Here is a 20,814-nt window from a genome sequence, read left to right as displayed (position 1 = left end):
ACCGCGCGGTCCCGCTCAGCGCTGCGTGCGCAGGCCGGTGATCGTCAGCACCAGCCGCTCCAGCGTGTACGACGGGTCGCTGGCGGCGCCCTTGATGTCGGCGTCGGCGCGCGCGACCGCCCGGATCGCGCGGGCCAGACCGTCGTCGTCCCACCCGCGCAGCTGGTCCCGCAGGGTGCGCAGCTTCCACGGGGGCACGCCGACCTCGCGCGCGAGGTCGGCCTCGCCGCGACCTCGTGCCGAGCGCAGCCGGGCCAGGCCGCGCGCGCTGCCGGCGAAGGCGGAGGTCACCAGCACCGAGGCCACGCCGTTGTCGAGGGCCCAGCGCAGCTCCTCGAGCGCGGCACGGGTGTGGCCGGAGAAGGCGGCGTCGGCGACGGCGAAGGACTTGGCCTCGGCGCGGCCACCGAAGTACTGCTTGACCTTCTCGACGGTCAGGTTCTCGCCCAGGAAGTCGTTGGTGAGCTGGTGGGCCGCGGCGGCCAGCGAGCGGAGGTCCTGCCCGACGGCCTGCACCAGCACCGAGGCCGCCTCCTGGTCGATGCGCGCCCCGTGGGAGCGCACCTCGGCGGCCACGAACGAGGGGTACTCCGAGGCGCGCATCTCGGCCGACTTGACCTCGGTCACCGCGGGCAGCTTGCGCAGCTTGGCCAGCACGCCCGACCCCTTCGCGCCGCCACCGTGCACGAGCACGAGCGCGACGTCCTCGACCGGGTCGGCGGCGTAGGCCAACAGGCCGGCCACCGACTCCTCCGGGAGGTGCTCCAGCGCCCGCACCACGACGCAGCGCGTGCTGGAGAACAACGAGGCGGCCGACATCTCCCCCAGGGTGGCGAGGGTGAGGTCGGCGGCGGGCGAGTCGGCCAGCTCGGCCTCGGGGTCGTGGGCCCTGACCGCGGCGCGCACGGCGACGACGGTGCGCTCGCCGAGGAACTCCTCCTTGCCGGTGACCAGGGTGACCCGGCCCAGGACGTCGGCGGCGCTCGGCCCCCGACCCCCGGCGGGTCGGGCGGCGGAGCGGGTCGAGGACGATGCGGCGGCCATGGTGGGACGAGCCTGCCACAGCCCGGGGACACCGCGTGCGGGCGCATGGGCCGACCGCGTGCGCGCGGGGCTCAGCGGTCGCCGGCGCCGCCCGGCTCCGCGGTCGAGGCCGGGCCCAGCGGCTCGTGGGTGAGGGTGCCGAGAGCGCCGTCGGGGTCGACGACGACGGCCAGGTCGCCGCTGAGGTCGGTGCGCAGCACCCGCGCACCGGTGCGCTCCAGGTCGGAGACGACCTGCGGCGAGGGGTGGCCGTAGGTGTTGTCCTGCCCCACCGAGACCAGGACCAGGCGGGCCGCCAGCGACTCCAGGAAGGCCTCGTCCTGGTGGGCGCTGCCGTGGTGGGGCAGCTTGAGCACGTCGGCGCGCAGGCCCGGCAGGGCCGCGGCGAGCACCGCCTGGCCGGTGGGCTCGAGGTCGCCGGTGAGCAGCATCCTCACCCCGCGCACCTCGACGAGCAGCACGACGCTCGCGTCGTTGGCGGCGCTGGCCCCGGAGGGCACCGGCGGGGCCGGCACCGGTGGCCACAGCACCTGCAGCGTGGCCTCGCCCACCCGCGACGTCGCGCCGTGGGCCACGGTCGACACCGCGACGCCGTGCTCCGCGGCGACCTCGTGCACGTGCTGCACCCCGCCGGGCGGGTCCGGCACGGAGGTCACCTCGACGCGGTCGACGCGCCGGCCCTCGAGCACGCCGGCGAGACCGTCGACGTGGTCGGCGTGGTCGGCGTGGAAGTGCGTGAGCACGACCAGCGGCACCTGCTCGACCCCCAGGTCGGTCAGGCAGCGGTCGACCGCCGCGGCGTCGGGGCCGGCGTCGACCACCACCGCGGCCCCCGGGCCGGTGCGCAGCACCAGCGCGTCGCCCTGGCCCACGTCGCAGGCCACCAGCACCCAGCCCGGCGGGGGCCACCCGGGCGTCGGGAGCCGCACCAGCGCGACGAGGACCACCACGCCGACCGCGACCGGGCCCAGCGCCCGGCTGCGCAGCACGCGGGGCGCCAGCAGCGCCAGGGCGGCGCAGACGAGGACGAGCACCACCAGCGCCAGCGGGCCGGTGCCCCAGGCGACGGCCGCCGTGGGGAGGTCGGCGCCGCGACGGGCGACCAGCACGATCCAGGCCACGCACCACGCGGCCAGGGTGCCGATCACCGTGGCCAGCCCCGGCCAGACCAGCCCGACCAGCCCGGCCACGAGGCCGAGCACCGTCGCCGGGCCGACGACAGGGGCCACCAGCAGGTTGGCCACCACCGCGACCAGGCTGACCTGGCCGGAGACGGCGGCCACCAGCGGCGTGCAGGCCAGCTGGGCCGCGGCCGGCACCGCCACCGCCTCGGCCGCCCACCGGGGCAGCCAGCGCCGCAGCGCGTCGCGCCAGGGCGGGGCCAGCACCAGGATGCCGGCCGTCGCGAGCACCGACAGCGCGAACCCCACCGTGGTCGCGAGCCCGGGCGAGACGAGCAGCAGCGCGGTGACCGCCACGCCCAGGGCCCGGAACCCGCGCTGGCGGCCGTTGCGGCCCAGGCCCAGCAGCCCCACCGCCCCCATCGCGGCCGCGCGCACGACGCTGGGCTCGGTGCGCGCGAGCAGGACGAAGCCGACGATGCCGAGGGCGCCGACGACCACCAGCCAGCGCCCGCGCACCCCGACCCAGCGCGCCAGGAGGAGCACGAACCCCACGACGAGCGTGAGGTTGGTGCCGGACACCGCGGTCAGGTGGGTCAGCCCGGTGGTGCGGAAGTCCTCGGCGACCCCGGGGTCGAGGCCGGCGTCGTCGCCCACGACCAGCGCGGGCACGAGCACCCGCTGGGCCGCGGGACGGTGCTCGACCGCCGCCCGCAGCGAGGCCCGTACGCCGGCAGCGCCGCGCCACCACACGTCGGGGCCCTCGAGGGTGGCCACCGCGTCGGCGCCGACCAGCAGCGCCGCGACCTCGTCGCCGCCGCGGGAGTCGGAGGGCGCCAGCCGCCCGCTGGTGCTCACCCGCGCACCGAGCGGCACCGCGGCCCAGTCGGCGCCGCCGAGCACCACCACGGGCGCGGAGAGCCGCCACGCCCGACCACGCCCGACCACGCGGTCGACGTCGAGGCGCACGACCACCTGCTCCTCGAAGGCGCCCTGCACCGGGCGCGGGTCGCTGACCACCGTGCCCTCCAGGTCGACCACCGCACGCTCGGCGGCGAGGTCGGCCACCGGCCCGTCGCGCACGACCGCGGCCCGCAGCACCGCGACGACCCCGACGGCGACCAGCACGCTGAGCAGCGCCGCCACGAGCGCACGGGTGCCGGGGCGGCGACGGGCCAGCGCGGCTCCGCCGACGAGGGCCGCGGCGAGCACGAGCGCCGCCCAGCCGACCGTGAGGAGCGTGCCGGCGAGGGCACCGGCCCACGCCGCGAGCCCCACCAGGGCCATCCGGGGGTCGCGCACCTCAGAGGGTCACGTGGGGGGCGATCTGGGCCAGCGTGGCGTCGCCGATGCCGTCGACCTCGAGCAGCTCCTGCACCGAGGTGAAGCCGCCGTGCTCCTGGCGCCAGGCGAGGATGGCCTGCGCCGTCACCGGCCCGACCTCGGGCAGGGCCTCCAGCTCGGCCTGGGTGGCGGTGTTGAGGCTCACCGTGGCCACGGGCGCACCCGCCTCGGGCCCGGGGACCGCGCCGGGGGCCACCGCCGGCGCGGGTGCGGCCGCGGGCGCGACCCCCACGACCACCTGCTCCCCGTCGACGAGCACACGGGCCAGGTTGAGCCCCGCCAGGTCGACCCCGGGGCGGGCCCCGCCCGCGGCCTCGAGGGCGTCGACCACCCGCGAGCCCGCCTCGAGCACCGCGATGCCGGGTCGGCGCACCTTGCCGGTGACGTCCACGGTGACCGTGGCGGCCTCCCCCGACGCCTCCCCCCCGACCGCCCCGACCGCCCCGACCGCGCCGCTCGGGGCGGCGCCGAACGCCTCGGGCGCGGTCGGGACCAGCGGAGTGGGCGCCACCCCGGGCCCGGCCGCGGCGGCGGGCGCCGCCTCCGCGACCGGGTCGGACCGCACCACCCACCAGCACGTGAGCGCCAGCGCCGCCGCCACCATCAGCGCGAGGGCGGCCACGTGGCCCGGCTGCAGCGGGACCGCGGGCAGCCGCGCGGCCCAGGACCGCCCCACCCAGACCCCCGAGCGCCTCGCAGCGTGTCGTCCCGGCACCGGCACGACCACCGCACCGTCCACCGCAGCGTCCACATCAGCGGCCGCAGGAGGGGCCGCAGCACCGTCCGCAGGAGGGGCCGCCCCGGGCCACCGCCCCGGGCCGGGCTCCCGGCCCTGCGTCGGAGCCGGCACCAGCCGCAGCGGCGGCTGCTCCCCGGCGACCCGGGTGTGACCGTCCCACCACGGCTGCTCCCCGCCGGCGGCACGCGCGGCGTCGAGCTCGGCGGTCAGCAGGGCCAGCCGACGGGCGACGGCCTCCTGGTGCTCGGGGCGGGGTCGGGTGCGCATGCCGGCACGCTACGAAGCCACCGCGGCCCGCCGCGGCGACCGGAGGCCGACTGTGGACCGGCGTGCTCCCCCGGCGCCCTGTGCACGACAGGTGGGCGCCCCCGCGACCGGCCGCGGGCGCGTGCGGACCTCAGCGGGGCGCGACGCAGACCGCGATCATGCCGGGCCCGACGTGGGCCCCGAGCACGGCGCCGAGCTCGCCGCAGGAGATCTCCTCGCCGGCCAGCTCGACGTCGAGCCGTCCGGCGAGCCGCTCCACCAGCTGGGCGGCGCGCTCGGGGTTGGCCAGGTGGGCCACGGAGACCTCCACGGGTCCGCCGGCCGCCGTGGCCGCCTGCACCGCGAGCTCCTCGAGGCGACCCAGCGCGCGGCCGGAGGTGCGCACGCGCTCGAGCGGCGCCACCCGGCCCTCGGCGATCTGCAGCAGCGGCTTGACCGCGAGCGCGCCGCCGAAGAGTGCGGCGGCGGTGCCGATGCGCCCGCCGCGGCGCAGGTACTCCAGCGTGTCGACGTAGAACAGCGAGGTGGTGGCGCGGCCGCGCTCGCGGGCGGCCGCGGCGGCCGTCGCGGCGTCGGCCCCGCCGGCCACGGCACGGGCGGCGGCCAGGGCGGCGTAGCCGGTGCCGATGCCGACCTGCTCGGTGTCGACCACCTCCACCGGCACCGACGCCCGGCGCGCGGCCAGTTGGGCCGACTCCACCGTGCCGCTCATCTGACCCGACAGGTGCACCGACACGATCGCCTCCGCCCCGCCGCGCGCGGCCCGCTCGTAGGTCTCGAGCAGCAGCTCGGGCGAGGGGCGCGAGGTCGACACCGGCGTCCACTCCCGCAGCGCCGCCGCGACCAGGGCCGGGGTCGCCTCGCCCTCGGCCTCGCCCTCGTCGTAGGCGCTGGCGCCGATCACCACCTGCAGCGGCACCACGACGATCCCGAGCCCGGCCGCCAGCTCCCCGGGGAGGCTGGCGGTCGAGTCGGTGACGACGACGACGCGACCGGCGGGCACGCGCTCAGACCACGATGTTGACGAGCTTCGGGGCCCGCACCACGACCTTGCGCACCTCGCGCCCGTCGAGGGCACGCTGCACGTCGGCGTCGGCCAGGGCCAGCGCCTCCAGGGCCTCGCCGTCGATGCCGGGGTCGACCTCCAGGCGGGCCTTGACCTTGCCCTGCACCTGCACGACCGCGGTGACCGACTGCTCCACCAGCAGCGCGGGGTCGACCGCGGGCCAGGCGACCTGGGCGACGGTGGGCTCGTGGCCCAGCCGCTCCCACATCTCCTCCGCGACGTACGGCGTGACCAGCGACAGCAGCTGCGCGACCGTCTCGACGGCCTCGCGCACCGCCGGGTCGGCCGGGCCGCAGCCGGTGTCGACGGCCTTGCGCGTGGCGTTGACCAGCTCCATCACGCGGGCCACCATCACGTTGAAGCGGTGGCCCTCGACCAGCTCGGCGGCGTCGCGGATCGTGCGGTGGGTCTGCGAGCGCAGCGTCGCGTCGCCGCCCGCGGGGTCGGTGCCCGGCGCGGAGGTGACGTCGCCGCTGAGGCGCCAGGCCCGCTGGAGGAACTTCTGCGAGCCCGACGGGGACACGTCGGCCCAGTCGATGTTGTCCTCGGGCGGGCTGGCGAAGACCAGCGTCAGGCGCACCGCGTCGACGCCGAAGGCGTCGAGCTGCTCGCCGAGGTTGACGCCGTTGCCCAGCGACTTGCTCATCTTGCGGCCCTGGTTGACCACGACGCCCTGGCCCAGCAGCGCCTCGAAGGGCTCGACGAAGTCGAGCATGCCCATGTCGTGCAGGACCTTGGTGAAGAAGCGGGCGTAGAGCAGGTGCAGCACGGCGTGCTCCAGGCCGCCGACGTACTGGTCGACCGCCCCCCACTCGCGCAGCTTCTCGGGGTCGAAGGGCCCCTCGGTGTAGCCCGGCGAGGTGAAGCGCAGGAAGTACCAGGAGGAGTCGACGAAGGTGTCCATCGTGTCGCTGTCGCGCTTCGCCGCGCCGCCGCAGGTCGGGCAGGCGACGTCGACCCACTCGCTGGCCGCGGCCAGCGGGGAGACGCCCCGGGGCTTGAGGTCGGCGCCCTTGAGCTCGGGCAGCTCGACGGGCAGCTGGTCCTCCGGCACGGGCACCTCGCCGCAGGAGGGGCAGTGGATGATCGGGATCGGGCAGCCCCAGAAGCGCTGCCGGCTCAGCAGCCAGTCGCGCAGGCGGTAGTTGACCGTGCCGGTGCCGGTGCCGCGCTCCTCCAGCAGCTCGATGGCGCGGCCGATGCCGGCGGCCTTGTCGGTGAGGCCGTCGAGCTCGCCGGAGGAGACGTAGACCCCGTCGCCGCTGGTGGCGACGCCGCTCTCGGCGGGGTCGGGCTCGCCGGTGTCGACCACGCGGCGCACCGGCAGGTCGAAGGCGCGGGCGAAGTCGAGGTCGCGCTGGTCGTGGGCGGGCACGGCCATGATGGCGCCGGTGCCGTAGTCGGCCAGCACGTAGTCCGACGCCCACACCGGCACCCGCTCGCCGGTTAGCGGGTTGGTCGCGGTGACACCGAGGTCCACGCCGGTCTTGGTGCGGTCGGTGGCCAGCCGCTCGATGTCGGAGGCCTTGCGGATCTCCTCCAGGTAGGCCTCGTAGGCCGGGCGCTGGGCGTCACTGACCAGCTCGGCGGCCAGGTCGGCGTCGGCGGCGACCACCATGAAGGTCGCGCCGAAGAGGGTGTCGGGGCGGGTGGTGTAGACGGTGACCGGCTGCTCGCGGCCCTCCACGGCGAAGTCGACGTGGGCGCCCTCGGAGCGGCCGATCCAGTTGCGCTGGGCGGTGACCACGCGGTTCGGCCAGCGGTCGGCCACCTGGTCGAGGTCGGTCAGCAGCCGCTCGGCGTACTCGGTGGTCTTGAAGTACCACTGCGTCAGGTCGCGCTTGGTGACCACCGCGCCGCAGCGCTCGCAGGCGCCGTCGACGACCTGCTCGTTGGCCAGCACCGTCTGGTCGTTGGGGCACCAGTTGACCGGGCTCTTGCGGCGGTAGGCCAGGCCCCGCTCGCGGAACTTCAGGAACAGCCACTGCGTCCAGCGGTAGTACTCCGGGTCGGAGGTGTGCAGGCGGCGCGACCAGTCGAAGGCCAGGCCGTAGCGGCGCATCGAGGCGGCCTGGGTCTCGATGTTGGCGTAGGTGTAGGTCGCCGGGTGCTCGTCGTTGCGGATCGCGGCGTTCTCGGCCGGCAGGCCGAAGGAGTCCCAGCCCATCGGGTCGAGCACCTCGAAGCCGCGCATGCGCCAGTAGCGCGCGATGACGTCGTGCAGCGCGAACACCTCGGCGTGACCCATGTGCAGGTCTCCGCTGGGGTAGGGGAACATCGTGAGCGCGTAGCGCTTCTCGCGCGGGGAGTCGTCGTCGGCCCGGAAGGGGTCGAGCTCCTCCCAGACCCGCTGCCACTTCTCCTCGGTCGCCACGACGTCGTACGTCGCCGCCTCGGTCTCGGCGTGCGTGGTGCGGTCCTGCGTCATCGTGGTCTCCTGGTGCTGGCCCTGACGGCCGGGCCGGTGCTGGTGCTGAGGCTGGTCCTGGTGCTGGAGCTGGTGGTGTCGCCACATGAAAAAACCCCTCGCAGGGAGGGGTGGCCGCGCGATCGGTGGAGGATCAGCGCGGCTGGCCGAGAAGCAGGGCCGACGTGGTCATGGCCTCATCCTAGCGCCCCACGACGGAGCCGAGGAACTCCACCTGGGCCGCCACGGAGCGCTCGAAGGGCTCGCCGAGGTAGATGTCGAAGTGCCCCACGTCGAGGCGCTCCACGACCACCCGGCCCCGGGCCCGCTCGGCCACGCGCTCGACCGCCGCCGGGGGCGCGATGGTGTCGTCGGCGGCCACGAGCAGGAAGAGCGGCATCCGCAGCCGGCGGGCGCGCGCGACGGGCCGGTTGGTCGCGATCGGGAGGATCGCGCGGGCCGGCGTGTCGTTGCGGAAGCCGGGTCCGGCGATCGCGGCGTAGCCGTCGACCCCGTCGTGGGAGGTGATCGCGGCCAGCGACCCGGGCTCGCCCACGACCGCGATGCGGTGGTCGGGACGGCCCAGCGCGTGGCCGGCCGCGTCGCGCAGGGCGTGCCCGGTCAGGCGCAGCAGCTGGCGCGGGCCGGCGTAGCGCAGGATCTCGCGCACCGCCGCCAGCCCGTCCATGGCGGCGCCCTGGGAGACGACCGCCGCGATCCGGGGGTCGTCGGCGGCCACGGCGACGACGTGCCCTCCGGAGTAGGAGCTGCCCCACAGCACCACCCGCTCGGGGTCGAGGCCGGGCAGGCCGCGCACGTGCGCCACGACCGCGGCGTAGTCCTCGCGGTGGCGACGGTGGTCCACGAGCGTGCGCGGCTCCCCCGCCGAGGCACCGAAGCCGCGGTAGTCGAAGACCACCACGTCGGCGCCGGCCGCGGCGAAGCGCTCGGCGAAGGGCATCAGGCCCGAGTCGCGGGTGCAGCCGAAGCCGTGGGCCATGACGACGACCGGTCGCCCGGCCGGCCCGGCCCAGGCCTCGGTGGTGGCCGGGACGTGCCAGGCCGCGAGGGACGTGCCGTGGCTGGGGATCGTGAGGTCGTGGCGCACGTCTCGGACCCTAGGCCACCGACGGCCCCGGTGTGCCTACGATCACGCCATGACCGACCCCACCACGACCGACCGCCCGCGCACCGTCTCCGACATGTTCCGCCTCGACGGCAGGGTCGCCGTCGTGACCGGCGCCTCGAGCGGCCTCGGGGTCGCCTTCGCCGAGGCCCTGGCCCAGGCCGGCGCCGACGTCGTGCTCGGCGCCCGGCGGGTGGACCGCCTCGAGGAGACCGCCGCCCTGGTGCGCGCCGCGGGCCGCACGGCGCTGCCGGTGGCCACCGACGTGGCCGACCCCGCGTCGTGCGACCGGCTCGTGGCGCTGGCCATGGAGGAGTTCGGCCACGTCGACGTCCTGGTCAACAACGCCGGGATCGGCACCGCCGTGCCCGCCACCCGCGAGACGCCCGAGCAGTTCCGGGGCGTCATCGACGTCAACCTCAACGGCTGCTACTGGATGGCCCAGGCCTGCGGACGGGTGATGGGCCACGGCTCGTCGATCATCAACATCTCCTCGGTGCTCGGCCTCACCACCGCGGGTCTCCCCCAGGCCGCCTACGCCGCGTCCAAGGCCGGCCTCATCGGCCTCACGCGCGACCTCGCCCAGCAGTGGACCGGACGCAAGGGCATCCGGGTCAACGCCATCGCCCCGGGCTTCTTCGCCTCCGAGATGACCGAGCAGTACCCCGAGGGCTACCTCGAGTCGATGCAGCAGCGCATCCCGGCCGGACGCAAGGGCGACCCCGCCGAGCTGGCCGCCACGGTGGTCTGGCTGGCCTCGCCGGCCGGCGGCTACGTCACCGGCCAGACCCTCGCGGTCGACGGCGGCCTCACCATCACGTGAGCACCCCGCGCCCGCCCGGTGCCGCTCCGGACGGGCGCGAGGAGCGCCGTCAGGCCCGGCGGAAGGCGACGACCACCGACGGGCGCGGGAAGTCGTCGGTGTGGGGCCAGGTGCTCTGCGGGGCCTCGAAGGTGGCCGTGTCGGCCTCGCCGGGGTGCTGCACGGCGAAGAACAGCGACCGGTTGCGGTCGGTCACCAGCGGCCCGCAGGCCTCCGCGCCGCGCGGCACGGTGACGAACTGCTCGACCTTGCCACGGTCGGGTCCCGAGGTCGGCACGCGGAAGACGCCGTCGTTGGAGCCGAGCACGTTGCCGTCGGTGGAGATCCACAGCGAGCCGTCGTCGGAGAAGGTGACGTTGTCGGGGCAGCTGATCGGGCTGACCTGCGACTTGTCGAAGCCGGCGAAGTAGGTCTCCTGCGCCGCGGGGTCGCCGCAGACCAGCATGAGGTCCCAGGTGAAGGTCGTGCCCGCGTGGCCGCCCCTGCCCGGCGTCATCTCCAGCACGTAGCCGTTGCGGTTGCCCGAGGCCTGCGTCAGCGGGGCGCCCAGCGAGGCACGGACCATCGAGGAGCCGACCGGGTTGGGCTCGTCGGTGGGCAGCGCGGCGGTGCCGCGGTTGGAGTTGTTGGTCAGCGCGGCGTAGACCTTGCCGTTGACCAGGTTGGGCTCGACGTCCTCGGGGCGGTCCATCCGGGTCGGGGCGACCTTGTCGGCGGCCAAGCGGGTGAAGAGCAGCACGTCGGCCACCGACATGCCCTCGACGAAGGACTCGGTGTCGCTGCACAGCGGGATCCACTCGCCCGTGCCGTCGGAGACGCCGTCCTCGGCGCCGTCGCCGGTGAGGCGCGCGACGTAGAGGGTGCCGGCGCTGAGCAGGCGCAGGTTGCGGCGCTTGGCCCGCTCGGAGCCCGCGTCGTCGAAGGTGCCGGCGGAGACGAACTTGTAGAGGTAGTCACCGCGCTCGTCGTCGCCCATGTACGCCACAGCGCGACCGTTCTCGGCGATGACGACGTTGGCGCCCTCGTGCTTGAAGCGGCCCAGCATCGTGTGCTTGCGCGGGGCGCTGTCGGGGTCGAAGGGGTCGACCTCGACGATCCAGCCGAAGCGGTGCGGCTCGTGCGGCTCGGCGCTGAGGTCGAAGCGCGGGTCCACCGTGTTCCAGCCCTTGCCCTTGCCGCTGATGCCGTAGCGGGCGTACTGCTCGGTGTAGCGCTCGTCGAGGCCGTCGGGGGCGTCGAAGTACTGGTTGAAGTTCTCCTCCCCCGAGAGCACCGTGCCCCACGGCGTCGTGCCGCCGGCACAGTTGTTGAGGGTGCCGAGCACCTTCGTGCCGGTCGGGTCGGCGCTGGTGCGCAGCCGCTCGTCGCCGGCGGCGGGCCCGTCGACGACGAAGGTGGTGTCGATGTGGAGGCGGCGGTTGTAGCGCGCCCGCCGCAGGTCGCTGACCGGCAGCCAGTCGCCGTCGACCTTGGCGCGCTTGATCTGCACCACCGACATGCCGTGGCTGGCCATGGCGATGGCCTTGACCTGGTCGGCGGTGTAGACGCCGGTCGGGAACATGAGGTTCTCGTCGGTGTACTCGTGGTTGACGACCAGGAGCGCCTGGTCGAAGTCGCGGGCCAGGTAGCCGTACTGCGTGCCGCCCTTGCCGCCCTTGCCCTTGCCCTTGGCGGGCAGCGGGAGCACGCCGACGTAGTCACAGTTGTAGCCGAACTGGGTCTTGGCGGCCTCGGGGGTCTGGGCGTAGGCGTCGAAGCGCGGCGCGCCGGCCACGACCCGGTCGCCCCAGCTGATCACCACGGAGTGGTCGAAGCCGCGGGGCACGGTCACGGCGTCGCGCTTGTTGGGCCCGACCGGCGAGAACGCCGCGCGGGCCAGGTCGCCGCTCATCGGCTTGGCCGACGGCGCGGCGGGCGCGGCGGGGGCGGCCGCCGCCGCGCCGCCGAGGGCGCCGGCGGTGAGGCCGCCGAGCACGAGCGCGCCGGAGGTGGTCGCTGCGCCCTTGAGCACGGAGCGGCGGGCGACGGCCTTGACGATCTCGTCCTGCACGTGGCCGTGGCCGGTCTGGTTGGGCTCGGGGTGGTCGCAGGCCAGGCCGCAGCGGAAGAAGCACGTGGCGTAGCTGCGCGAGCCGTGGCGGGTGCCGGAGGGCACGGGCACGAGCGGCAGGCTGCGGCGCGCGGTCGGCGCGTCCGCGGCGGTGGGGCTGATCGGGCTGATCGGGGTGGTGGGGGTGGTCGTCATCGGGATGGGCTCTCCATGATCGATCGTCGTGGTGGCCCGCGGTGTCCGCGGGCAACGGCCGCACCCTAGGAAGGTCAGGTGGTGCGGGAGGGGGCCTGCAGGTGGGGTCGCGGTGACCGCTGGGTGAACGCAGGGTGCTCCCGGCGCGCGCTCGACGGGGGTCCGCCGGTCCAGCGGCGGTGCGCGTGGGTGAGGGCCGCGGTCTCGGCGTAGCCCAGCCGCCGCGCCACCTCGGCCACCGGCAGCCCGGCGCCCAGCAGCTCGGCGGCCAGCGGTGCCCGCACCTCCTCCAGCAGCTCGCGGTACGTCGTGCCCGCGGCTCCCAGCCGGCGCCGCAGCGTGCGCTCGCTGAGCCCGAGGGCCGAGGCGACCTCGGGCATCGGCGCTGCGGCCGCGAGGCGCTGGGCGATGAGCACCCGCACCTCCTGGGCCACGCCGGTGCGCTCGCGCCGGCGGGCGACGGCCTGCAGGCACAGCTGCTCGGCGAGCCGGTCGACCTGCGCGGCGGCGCGACCGGTGGGCCGCGGCAGCGGACGGGCGAGCTCGGCCGCGTCGACCTCGAGGCGGGCCCGGTCGGCGCCGAGGCTCAGCCGGGCGCCCACGCCCCCGGGCACCAGCGAGGCCAGGACGGTGTCGACGGCGGTGGCGTCGCGGGCGAGGAGGAACGCGCGCACGTCGGCCGGGAGCCCCGACCCGTCGAGGTCGACCACCAGCCGGCCGTCGACGAGGCCGGCGCGAGGGATCGCGAAGGCGTGGCTGAGGTCGATGTAGCGCAGCGCCACCTCGACCGCGTCACGCACGGTGCGGCTGGCGAGCAGGGCCAGCCCGAGCACCCCGAAGGTGCTCGCGTCGTAGGACGCCCCCACCTCGGCCCCCGACCCCGGGCGGCGCCGCTGGAGCGTGCGCACGACCCGCAGCTCCTGCGCGGCGGTCACCACGGCCCCCGGCGCCTCGAGGTCGCCGACCGCCAGGCCGGTGCCGGCCAGCGCGGCCTCGGGGGCCAGCCCGGCGCGGCAGGCATGCCGCACGAGCAGCGCGACCCCGAGGGCCGAGCGCGGGAAGTCCCAGTCGGCGGCCGCGGGGGCGGGCAGGTTGTCCGGAATCATCAAGCCGATCCTGCCCGACCGCTCCCCCGGCGGCAACCAGCGTCCTAGCGTCGGGGCATGGTCACCCCCACGCCCGCGCAGGGCCCCCGTGCCCCCCGTGTCCCCCGTGTCCTCGTGGTCGGAGCCGGCTTCGGAGGCCTCGGCGTCGTGCGCGCCCTGCGCGAGCGGGGCCTCACCGACGTCATGGTGCTCGAGCGGGCCGAGGCGGCCGGCGGCGTCTGGCGCGACAACACCTACCCCGGGGCCGCCTGCGACGTGCCCTCGCCGCTCTACTCCTGGTCCTGGGCGGTGAAGACCGACTGGCGGCACCGCTACGGCACCCAGCCGGAGATCCTCGCCTACCTGCGCGAGACCGCGGCCCGGGAGGGGCTGCTCGACCACGTGGAGACCGGACGCACCGTGACCTCGCTCCGCTGGTCGGAGGACACGCGGAGCTGGGCCGTGGCGACGGCCGAGGGCGCGACGTACGAGGCCGACGTGGTGGTGACCGCCACCGGTCAGCTCTCCGAGCCGGTCGTGCCCGACCTGCCGGGCGCCGACTCCTTCGCGGGCCCGTCCTTCCACTCCGCGCGGTGGCGCCACGACGTCGACCTCACCGGCAAGCGCGTGGCCGTGGTCGGCACCGGCGCCAGCGCGATCCAGTTCGTGCCGGGCATCGTGGACCGGGTCGGCGCGCTGACGGTCTTCCAGCGCTCCGCGCCCTACGTCGTGCCCAAGCCCGACCAGGAGTGGGGCGAGCGGCACCACCGCGTCTTCGACCGCGTGCCGGCGCTGATGGGCCTCGAGCGGCGCTCGTGGTTCTGGCTCACCGAGCGGCTCAACGCCGCCCTCGTCGGGGAGTCGCCGCTGACGCCGGCCATCAACCGCGGCCTGCGGGCGGTCTGGCGGCTGCACCTGCGCCGCCAGGTGCGCGACGCCGCACTGCGGGCCCGGCTCGTGCCGGACTACCCGATCGGGTGCAAGCGGCTGCTCTTCAGCAACGACTGGTACCCCGCGCTCGACCGCGACCACGTCGAGGTGGTCGATACCGCCGTGGCCGGCGTCGAGCCGACCGGCGTGCGCACCGCCGACGGCGTGCTCCACGAGGTCGACGTGGTGATCTGGGGCACCGGCTTCGCCGCGACCCGCTTCCTCGACGGCGTCGAGGTCGTGGGCCCGGGCGGCCGGACCCTCGCCGAGCAGTGGCGCGGTGGCGCGCGCGCCCACCTCGGCGTGGGCGTGGCGGGCTTCCCCAACCTGTTCTGCGTCTACGGGCCCAACACCAACCTGGGGGGCAGCTCGATCATCACCATGATGGAGGCGCAGGCCGGGTGGATCGCCCAGGTCACCCGCGGCATCGCCGACGGCCGCGCCCGCGGGGTCGCCCCGCGCGCGGAGGTCTACGACGCCTACGACGAGGAGATGCAGACCCGGCTGGCGCGCAGCGCCTGGGCCGGCTGCTCGAGCTGGTACGTCGAGGGCGGCCGGATCAGCACCAACTGGCCCGGACGGGTGCAGGAGTACCAGGAGCGCACCGCCCGCGTCGACTGGTCGCAGTTGGAGGACGTGTCGTGAGCGCGGCCGAGTCGGCCGGCGCCTACCCGCCCGAGCCGTGGGACCTCACCGGCACGGGCCGGCTCACCGCCTGGGCGGTGCCCGTCGGCGACCTGCCCGCACTGCCGGCGGGCGTGCGGCCGGTGGTGCTGCGCGGCCGCGCACTCGCGGCGACCGCCTTCGTGCGCTACGACGAGCGGGGCCTGATGGCCTACGACGAGCTGCTCGCCGCCGTGGTGGTGCGCCACGGCCGGGGGCTGGCGCTGTCGATCATCGACATCTGGGTCGACAGCGAGGTCTCGCGGGCCGGCGGCCGCGGCCTGTGGGGCATCCCCAAGGAGCTGGCCAGCTTCTCCTCCCCCGCGCCCGACCGGATCGGCGCACGCACCGACGACGGGCCGCTGGCCTCGGTCGAGACCGCGCCCCGGCGGCTGCCGGGCCTGCGACTGCCGCTGCCCCTGCGCTCCCACGTGGTGCAGACCCGCGACGGTGCCACCGTGGCCAGCCCGATCCGGGCCACCGGGCGGGTGCGCCCCGCCCGGGCCCGGTGGACCGTCGAGCCCGAGGGTGCGCTGGCCTGGCTGCGCGGCGCCTCGCCGGTCACCAGCGCGGTGGCCGAGGACTTCGCGATGCGCTTCGGCGCCGCTCCGGTCCCCCGGCGCTAGCCGCTCCCGAGCCCGCTCAGCCGTGCAGCGGGCGCGGCAGGCTGCGACCGGCGACGCGGTTCTCGGCGTCGATCATCCAGGCCAGCTGCTCGAGACGCTCGATGACGGTGTGGAGGATGTCGGCGGTGGTGGGGTCCTCCGCGTCGACCTCGTCGTGGATGCGGCGCGCGGTGCCGGTGGTGGCGTAGATCGCGCCGGTGATGAGGTCGACGGTGTCGGCGGTGTTGACCTCGCCCGCGGGGAACTGCGGCAGGCTCGTCTGGGCGGCGACCGTCGCCGAGCGCCCGTCGGGGGTGATGTAGATGGCGCGCATGCGCTCGGCGACGGTGTCGGAGAACTCGCGGGCGGCGTCGACGACCTCGTCGAGGGCCAGGTGCAGGTCGCGGAAGTTCAGGCCGACGACGTTCCAGTGGGCCTGCTTGCCCTGCACGTGCAGGTCGATGAGGTCGACGCTCATCTGCTGCAGGTGGGCCGCCAGCCGCTCGGAGGCGGTGAAGGGGGGGCGGGCGACGTGGGTGGTCTCGCTGTGCAGGACGTCGGTCATGGGTGGTTCCTCTCCTCGGTGGTGTCCCCACTCAAGCAGGTTCTCTGGAATGGTTCCAGAAAGGTGAGCCTGACCTAAACGGCCGGCCGGTCGTCGGGGGGCTGCGGTCGCTGGCGCCCCAGCTCCCCGCCGATGCGCCCGTAGTAGGGCCGTCCGTGGTCGGCGTGCTCCTCGCGGTAGTAGGCCAGGTGGTGCGGCCCGAGGTCGACACGGGCGCCGCTGCGCAGCACCGACCCGAGCACGCGCGCGCCGTGGACCCGCACGTCGCCCTCGACCGCGCGCACGACGTACTCGTCCTCCTCGTCGTGCTCGACCCGGGCGTGCAGCGGCGCCAGGCCGCGCAGCACGACGTCGCAGCCGGGGTCGGAGCCGATGGTGACGCCGTCGCCGAGCCAGAAGATCGGCTGGCGCTCGCCACCCCAGACGTCCTCGCGCACCAGGACCAGGCGTGCCGAGCCGCCGCGGGCCGGGTCGTGGGTGCCCGTGACCCGCCGGCGCGAGCGCCGGGCGAAGGTCGGGGCGATCGGCCACATCGTGGCCGGCGGCAGCAGGGAGGCGCTCGGCAGCACCCCGGGGGCCCGTCGGGCACGGGCGCGGGCCGAGGTCACCGCGCCCCGCAGCCCGCCCAGGCGGATGCGGGCCGAGCCGGTGGCCCGGCGCTGCCACCACGGGGCCCTGACGGCGCCGAGGCACACCAGGAGCTGCCCGTCGTGGACCACGCGGACGACGACGCCGCGCGAGGCGAGGGCCTCCGCGAAGGCGCGCACGGCCGGGGCGTCGGCGGAGCCCGCGAACACGGCAGGGTCGCTGACCTCCATCGTCAGCCGGCTGTCGTGGCCCCGCAGGTGCAGCACGACGTCGTCCTCGCCGCCGGGGTCACCGTCACCGCGCTGCAGCCTGACCTCGAGGTCGGCCGCGACCCGCACGGCCACGGCTCAGCGCTCCCCGGCGGCGGAGGGGACGGCGGAGTCGGTCGTGGTGATGGTCAGGGTGCCGTGGACCTTCCAGGTCGCGCGGGGGGCGTTGGAGCCGGTGTCGCGCGGCACCTCCACGGCCATGTCCTCGAAGCGGTAGTGGATGGCCGCCTGCCGGCCGGTGAGGAAGTCCCACATGCTGCGCCCGAGGTCGGTCCAGTCGACGACCTCGCCGCGCTCGCCGTCGAGCGACTGGCTGCTGACGGGTCGGGGTCCGTCGGGGTGGATGGTGGTCATGACGCCTCCTGAGGGATGAATCTCAACACGATGTCGAGGTATATCTCCACAGAGTGATCCACTTCACCCGGGTCGCCAAGGCGTCACCCCGCGCAGTCACCCACGAGGGGGAGAAATGACGAACGAGGCGGACCCCGGTGGGATCCGCCTCGTTCGTGTCAGTGGAGCTGAGGGGACTCGAACCCCTGACCCTCTGCATGCCATGCAGATGCGCTACCAGCTGCGCCACAGCCCCGCCGTCTCGAGCCGGGTTCCCCCGCCTCGGCGACGTCCGGAATACTAGCCACACGTCTTCCCGGATGTGAAATCCGGGTGTCGCCCGCGCGTCGCGCGGGCGCGGTGGTCGACGCGTCAGACGCCCTGACCTGCGGCGACACGGTTGTAGGCGTCGAGCGAGAGGCCACCGGCCGGGTGCTCCACGACCTCGACCCAGCCGCAGTTGCCCAGACCCCGCAGCGTGCGGAACTGCCCCGCGGGCCAGCCGAGCACCGCGCCGACAGCGACGCGTGCGGCCGCCCCGTGGGTCACGGCCACCCCGCACTCCCCCGGCGCCAGGGCGGCCAGCAGGTCCCCGAGCGCGGCGCGCATGCGCTCACCCACCTCGTGGGTCGGCTCGGCGCCCGGGGCGGCGTCGTAGTGACCGAGCCGGAACAGCGCGAACTCCTCCGCGTCGGCCGCGGCGTACTCGTCGTGGGTCAGTCCCTGGCGCTCGCCGAGGTGGAACTCGCGCAGCCGCTCGTCGTAGGACGGCTCGAGACCGGTCGCGGCGGCGACGTAGGACGCCGTCTGGCGCGCCCGGAGCAGGTCGGAGCTCCACAGCAGGCTCGGACGCAGCCGGGCGACCTCGGGAGCGGCCGCGCGGGCCTCCTGGTGGCCCACCTCGTCGAGCTCGACGTCGACGTGGCCCTGCACCCGGCGGGCTTGGTTCCACGCGGTGCGCCCGTGGCGCAGCAGCACCAGCCGCCGCGGGGCGGCGGGGCTCAACGCTGGGGGGAGGTGACGTCGGCCGGCAGCGCGATCGCGGGGCAGTCGCGCCAGAGCCGCTCGAGGGCGTAGAAGTCGCGCTCCTCCTCGTGCTGCACGTGCACGACGACCTCGCCGTAGTCGATGAGGACCCAGCGGCCGTCGCGCTCGCCCTCGCGGCGGATCGGCTTGGCGCCGATCTCGCGCAGGGCGTCCTCGACCGCGTCGACGATGGCCTTGACCTGCCGGTCGTTGGTGGCCGAGGCGATGACGAAGGCGTCGGTGATGGCCAGCTGCTCGCTGACGTCGAAGGCGACGATCTTCTGGGCGAGCTTGTCGGAGGCGGCGCGCGCGGCGGCGTGCACGAGCTCGAGGGCGTGGTCGGTGGCGGTCATGGGGCTCCGGACAGGTCGTGGGTGAGGTCGGGCTCGGGGTGGTCGGCGGTGCGACGCGGGGTCTGCTGGGGGTAGAGGTCGTGCTTGGCGACGTACTGCACGACCCCGTCGGGCACGAGGTACCAGACCGGCTCGCCCCGGCGCTTGCGGTCGCGGCAGTCGCTGGAGGAGATCGCCAGGGCGGGGATCTCCACCATCGTCACGCGGTCGGCCGGGATCGCGGCCAGCGTCTGGGCGTCCATCTCGTAGCCCGGCCGCGTGCACCCGACGAACTGCGCCAGGGAGAAGAGCTCCTCGGCGTCGCGCCAGGTGAAGATGTCGGCCAGCGCGTCGGCGCCGGTGATGAAGTAGAGGTCGGCGTCGGGGTGGCTGGCCCGCAGGTCGCGCAGCGTGTCGATCGTGTACGTCGGCCCGTCGCGGTCGATGTCGACGCGGCTGACGTTGAAGCGCGGGTTGGCCGCCGTGGCGATGACCGTCATCAGGTAGCGGTCCTCGGCCGGCGAGACGTCGCGGTCGGACTTCTGCCACGGGTCGCCGGTGGGCACGAAGAGGACCTCGTCGAGGTCGAACCAGGCCTGGACCTCCGAGGCCGCCACGAGGTGCCCGTGGTGGATCGGGTCGAACGTGCCGCCCATGACGCCGACGCGGCGCCGCCGCCCTCCGGGACGGGCGGTCATCGGGACAGCCTCATGCTGCTCAGCTGTGCTCGCGCCCGGCGCCGAAGGCGGCCAGCGCGAAGGCGAGACCCAGCAGGATGCCGAGGGTCAGCACGCCGATGCCCCAGGAGAGCAGGTGGTTGATCTCGTGCTCCTCCTCGGAGGCGACGAGGACGAGGTTCTGCACGAGCTGAGCGGCGGTCATGCCCCACAGCCTACCGGTCGGGCTCCGGGCTCAACGCACGTGGCCGTCACCGGTGACGACGTACTTGGTCGAGGTCATCTCCGGCAGCCCCATGGGCCCGCGTGCGTGGAGCTTCTGCGTGCTGATGCCGATCTCGGCGCCGAAGCCGAGCTCCCCGCCGTCGGTGAAGCGGGTGGAGGCGTTGACGAGCACGGCCGCGGAGTCGACGGCGGCCACGAAGCGGCGCGCCGCGCCCTGGTCCTCGGTGACGATGGCCTCGCTGTGGCCGCTGGACCACCGACGCACGTGGTCGACAGCCTCCTCCACCGAGCCGACCACGGCCGCGGAGATGTCGAGGGAGAGGTACTCCGCGGCGTGGTCCTCGTCGGTGGCGGGCACGACGCCGTCGAGGCGCGCCACCACCGGGTCGCCGTGCACGGTGACCCCGGCGTCCTGCAGGGCGCGCACGACCCGCGGCAGGAAGGTGTCGACCAGCGAGGCGTGCACCAGCAGCGACTCGGCGGCGTTGCAGACGCTGGGCCGGTGGGTCTTGGCGTTGAGCACGATCGCGAGGGCCTTGTCGAGGTCGGCCGCGGCGTCGACGTAGACGTGGCAGTTGCCGACGCCGGTCTCGATGACCGGCACAGTCGAGCCCTCCACCACGGCGGCGATGAGACCGGCCCCGCCGCGCGGGATCAGCACGTCGACGTGGCCGCGGGCCCGCATCAGGGCCGTGACCGACCCGCGGGTCTCCCCCGGCACCTGCTGGACGACGTCGGGGTCGATCTCGCCGCCTCCGGCGCGAGCGACCGCGTCGCGCAGCACCTCGACGAGCGCGGTGTTGCTGGCCCGGGCGCTCGAGCTGCCGCGCAGCAGCACGGCGTTCCCCGACTTCAGGCAGATGCCCGCGGCGTCGGCGGTGACGTTGGGGCGCGCCTCGTAGATCATGCCGACGACCCCGAACGGCACCCGGAGCTGGCGCAGCTCGAGCCCGTTGGCCAGCGTGCCGCCCCGCACGACCTCCCCCACCGGGTCGGGGAGCGCGGCCACGTCGCGCAGGCCCTGGGCCATGCCCGCGACCCGCTCCGGGGTGAGCCGCAGCCGGTCGACGATGCCCGGCGGCGTGCCGGCGGCCTCGGCGCGCGCCACGTCGGTGGCGTTGGCCGCCAGCACCTCCGCGGCGCGCGCGAGCAGGTCGTCGGCCATCGCGTGCAGCACGGCGTCCTTGCGGGCCCGGCCGGCCAGGGCGAGCGCGTGGCTCGCGGCGCGCGCCCGCCGCGCCACCTCGTGGACCTGCTCCACCGTCCGCTCGTCCGCCCCGCCGACTCCGCCGACTCCGCCGTCCCCGCCGACCTCGTGACCCGTGCTCATGGCG

At 75.4% G+C, this 20,814-nt stretch carries 19 protein-coding genes and 1 tRNA gene; 3 read left to right on the top strand and 17 right to left on the bottom strand.

The features are described from left to right. Positions 1-15 precede the first annotated feature (15 nt). From holA to ASF50_RS06930, 6 genes are all read right to left on the bottom strand, one after another. On the bottom strand, positions 16-1,044 hold the full coding sequence (holA, locus tag ASF50_RS06955) for a DNA polymerase III subunit delta (protein WP_056903870.1): 1,029 nt from the start codon (positions 1,042-1,044) through the stop codon (positions 16-18). 71 nt (positions 1,045-1,115) lie between these two features. Continuing rightward, on the bottom strand, positions 1,116-3,467 hold the full coding sequence (locus tag ASF50_RS06950; RefSeq protein WP_235557576.1) for a ComEC/Rec2 family competence protein: 2,352 nt from the start codon (positions 3,465-3,467) through the stop codon (positions 1,116-1,118). Between the two features lies 1 nt (position 3,468). Next, complete coding sequence (locus ASF50_RS19610; protein WP_082502836.1) at positions 3,469-4,515, bottom strand: ComEA family DNA-binding protein; 1,047 nt, start codon at positions 4,513-4,515, stop codon at positions 3,469-3,471. 130 nt (positions 4,516-4,645) lie between these two features. Further along, positions 4,646-5,518 carry a DegV family protein gene (locus ASF50_RS06940; protein ID WP_056903869.1) on the bottom strand — a complete coding sequence of 291 codons (873 nt, stop codon included), beginning with the start codon at positions 5,516-5,518 and terminating at the stop codon, positions 4,646-4,648. Between the two features lie 4 nt (positions 5,519-5,522). Beyond that, positions 5,523-8,009, bottom strand: coding sequence for a leucine--tRNA ligase (gene leuS, locus ASF50_RS06935; protein ID WP_056903868.1), 2,487 nt, complete (start codon positions 8,007-8,009; stop codon positions 5,523-5,525). Between the two features lie 181 nt (positions 8,010-8,190). After that, positions 8,191-9,096: an alpha/beta hydrolase gene (locus ASF50_RS06930; RefSeq protein ID WP_056903867.1), complete on the bottom strand. Its 906-nt coding sequence runs from the start codon at positions 9,094-9,096 to the stop codon at positions 8,191-8,193. A 49-nt stretch (positions 9,097-9,145) separates the two neighbouring features. Here ASF50_RS06930 and ASF50_RS06925 point away from each other — a divergent pair, with 49 nt between their 5' ends. After that, positions 9,146-9,937 carry an SDR family NAD(P)-dependent oxidoreductase gene (locus tag ASF50_RS06925; protein ID WP_056864178.1) on the top strand — a complete coding sequence of 264 codons (792 nt, stop codon included), beginning with the start codon at positions 9,146-9,148 and terminating at the stop codon, positions 9,935-9,937. Between the two features lie 49 nt (positions 9,938-9,986). Here the strand turns inward: ASF50_RS06925 and ASF50_RS06920 are convergent, their stop codons facing one another. Both ASF50_RS06920 and ASF50_RS06915 read right to left on the bottom strand, forming a co-directional pair. Then, positions 9,987-12,182: a PhoX family protein gene (locus ASF50_RS06920; RefSeq protein WP_082502834.1), complete on the bottom strand. Its 2,196-nt coding sequence runs from the start codon at positions 12,180-12,182 to the stop codon at positions 9,987-9,989. Positions 12,183-12,256: 74 nt separating this feature from the next. Then, a complete protein-coding gene (locus ASF50_RS06915) occupies positions 12,257-13,288 on the bottom strand; it encodes an AraC family transcriptional regulator (RefSeq protein WP_056903866.1) in 1,032 nt (343 codons plus the stop codon). A gap of 57 nt (positions 13,289-13,345) precedes the next feature. On the opposite strand from ASF50_RS06915, the gene ASF50_RS06910 reads away from it, so the two are divergent. Together ASF50_RS06910 and ASF50_RS06905 are read left to right on the top strand one after the other, a co-directional pair. Next, positions 13,346-14,842: a flavin-containing monooxygenase gene (locus ASF50_RS06910; RefSeq protein WP_056903865.1), complete on the top strand. Its 1,497-nt coding sequence runs from the start codon at positions 13,346-13,348 to the stop codon at positions 14,840-14,842. Continuing rightward, a complete protein-coding gene (locus tag ASF50_RS06905; RefSeq protein WP_056864175.1) occupies positions 14,839-15,486 on the top strand; it encodes an acetoacetate decarboxylase family protein in 648 nt (215 codons plus the stop codon). The genes ASF50_RS06910 and ASF50_RS06905 overlap by 4 nt, the downstream gene beginning before the upstream one ends. A gap of 16 nt (positions 15,487-15,502) precedes the next feature. Here the strand turns inward: ASF50_RS06905 and ASF50_RS06900 are convergent, their stop codons facing one another. The 9 genes from ASF50_RS06900 to ASF50_RS06865 form a co-directional block, all read right to left on the bottom strand. Continuing rightward, the gene (locus tag ASF50_RS06900) at positions 15,503-16,030 is read right to left on the bottom strand and encodes a Dps family protein (protein WP_056864174.1); all 528 of its coding nucleotides are present in this window, start codon (positions 16,028-16,030) and stop codon (positions 15,503-15,505) included. A 74-nt stretch (positions 16,031-16,104) separates the two neighbouring features. Beyond that, positions 16,105-16,962 carry an FHA domain-containing protein gene (locus ASF50_RS06895; protein WP_056864173.1) on the bottom strand — a complete coding sequence of 286 codons (858 nt, stop codon included), beginning with the start codon at positions 16,960-16,962 and terminating at the stop codon, positions 16,105-16,107. A gap of 3 nt (positions 16,963-16,965) precedes the next feature. Further along, positions 16,966-17,241 (bottom strand): hypothetical protein, encoded by a 276-nt coding sequence (locus tag ASF50_RS06890; protein WP_056864172.1) that lies wholly within the window; start codon positions 17,239-17,241, stop codon positions 16,966-16,968. 162 nt (positions 17,242-17,403) lie between these two features. Continuing rightward, positions 17,404-17,476 (bottom strand) — tRNA-Ala (locus ASF50_RS06885). Between the two features lie 116 nt (positions 17,477-17,592). Then, entirely contained in the window at positions 17,593-18,225 is a 633-nt protein-coding gene (locus tag ASF50_RS06880) for a histidine phosphatase family protein (protein ID WP_082500238.1), read from the bottom strand. Then, the gene (gene rsfS / locus ASF50_RS06875; RefSeq protein ID WP_056864171.1) at positions 18,222-18,599 is read right to left on the bottom strand and encodes a ribosome silencing factor; all 378 of its coding nucleotides are present in this window, start codon (positions 18,597-18,599) and stop codon (positions 18,222-18,224) included. The genes ASF50_RS06880 and rsfS overlap by 4 nt, the downstream gene beginning before the upstream one ends. Beyond that, a complete protein-coding gene (nadD, locus tag ASF50_RS06870; protein ID WP_056864170.1) occupies positions 18,596-19,276 on the bottom strand; it encodes a nicotinate-nucleotide adenylyltransferase in 681 nt (226 codons plus the stop codon). Before nadD ends, rsfS begins: the two co-directional genes overlap by 4 nt. A 19-nt stretch (positions 19,277-19,295) precedes the next feature. Beyond that, the gene (locus ASF50_RS18880; protein WP_156697867.1) at positions 19,296-19,460 is read right to left on the bottom strand and encodes a hypothetical protein; all 165 of its coding nucleotides are present in this window, start codon (positions 19,458-19,460) and stop codon (positions 19,296-19,298) included. 30 nt (positions 19,461-19,490) lie between these two features. Beyond that, the gene (locus tag ASF50_RS06865; RefSeq protein ID WP_082500237.1) at positions 19,491-20,810 is read right to left on the bottom strand and encodes a glutamate-5-semialdehyde dehydrogenase; all 1,320 of its coding nucleotides are present in this window, start codon (positions 20,808-20,810) and stop codon (positions 19,491-19,493) included. Positions 20,811-20,814: the final 4 nt, after the last annotated feature.

Source organism: Nocardioides sp. Leaf307 (assembly GCF_001423135.1).
GTDB classification, from domain to species: Bacteria; Actinomycetota; Actinomycetes; order Propionibacteriales; family Nocardioidaceae; genus Nocardioides; species Nocardioides kribbensis.
Note: the sequence above shows the minus strand (reverse complement) of the source record. Positions and strands in the feature narration are given on the sequence as shown.

What these genes read in the sequence shown, in the direction of transcription:
- holA (WP_056903870.1), bottom strand. Translation starts at nt 1,044, where the DNA reads ATGGCCGCCGCATCGTCCTCGACCCGCTCCGCCGCCCGACCCGCCGGG.
- ASF50_RS19610 (WP_082502836.1), bottom strand. Translation starts at nt 4,515, where the DNA reads ATGCGCACCCGACCCCGCCCCGAGCACCAGGAGGCCGTCGCCCGTCGG.
- leuS (WP_056903868.1), bottom strand. Translation starts at nt 8,009, where the DNA reads ATGACGCAGGACCGCACCACGCACGCCGAGACCGAGGCGGCGACGTAC.
- ASF50_RS06925 (WP_056864178.1), top strand. Translation starts at nt 9,146, where the DNA reads ATGACCGACCCCACCACGACCGACCGCCCGCGCACCGTCTCCGACATG.
- ASF50_RS06920 (WP_082502834.1), bottom strand. Translation starts at nt 12,182, where the DNA reads ATGACGACCACCCCCACCACCCCGATCAGCCCGATCAGCCCCACCGCC.
- ASF50_RS06915 (WP_056903866.1), bottom strand. Translation starts at nt 13,288, where the DNA reads ATGATTCCGGACAACCTGCCCGCCCCCGCGGCCGCCGACTGGGACTTC.
- ASF50_RS06910 (WP_056903865.1), top strand. Translation starts at nt 13,346, where the DNA reads ATGGTCACCCCCACGCCCGCGCAGGGCCCCCGTGCCCCCCGTGTCCCC.
- ASF50_RS06900 (WP_056864174.1), bottom strand. Translation starts at nt 16,030, where the DNA reads ATGACCGACGTCCTGCACAGCGAGACCACCCACGTCGCCCGCCCCCCC.
- ASF50_RS06890 (WP_056864172.1), bottom strand. Translation starts at nt 17,241, where the DNA reads ATGACCACCATCCACCCCGACGGACCCCGACCCGTCAGCAGCCAGTCG.
- rsfS (WP_056864171.1), bottom strand. Translation starts at nt 18,599, where the DNA reads ATGACCGCCACCGACCACGCCCTCGAGCTCGTGCACGCCGCCGCGCGC.
- nadD (WP_056864170.1), bottom strand. Translation starts at nt 19,276, where the DNA reads ATGACCGCCCGTCCCGGAGGGCGGCGGCGCCGCGTCGGCGTCATGGGC.
- ASF50_RS18880 (WP_156697867.1), bottom strand. Translation starts at nt 19,460, where the DNA reads ATGACCGCCGCTCAGCTCGTGCAGAACCTCGTCCTCGTCGCCTCCGAG.
- ASF50_RS06865 (WP_082500237.1), bottom strand. Translation starts at nt 20,810, where the DNA reads ATGAGCACGGGTCACGAGGTCGGCGGGGACGGCGGAGTCGGCGGAGTC.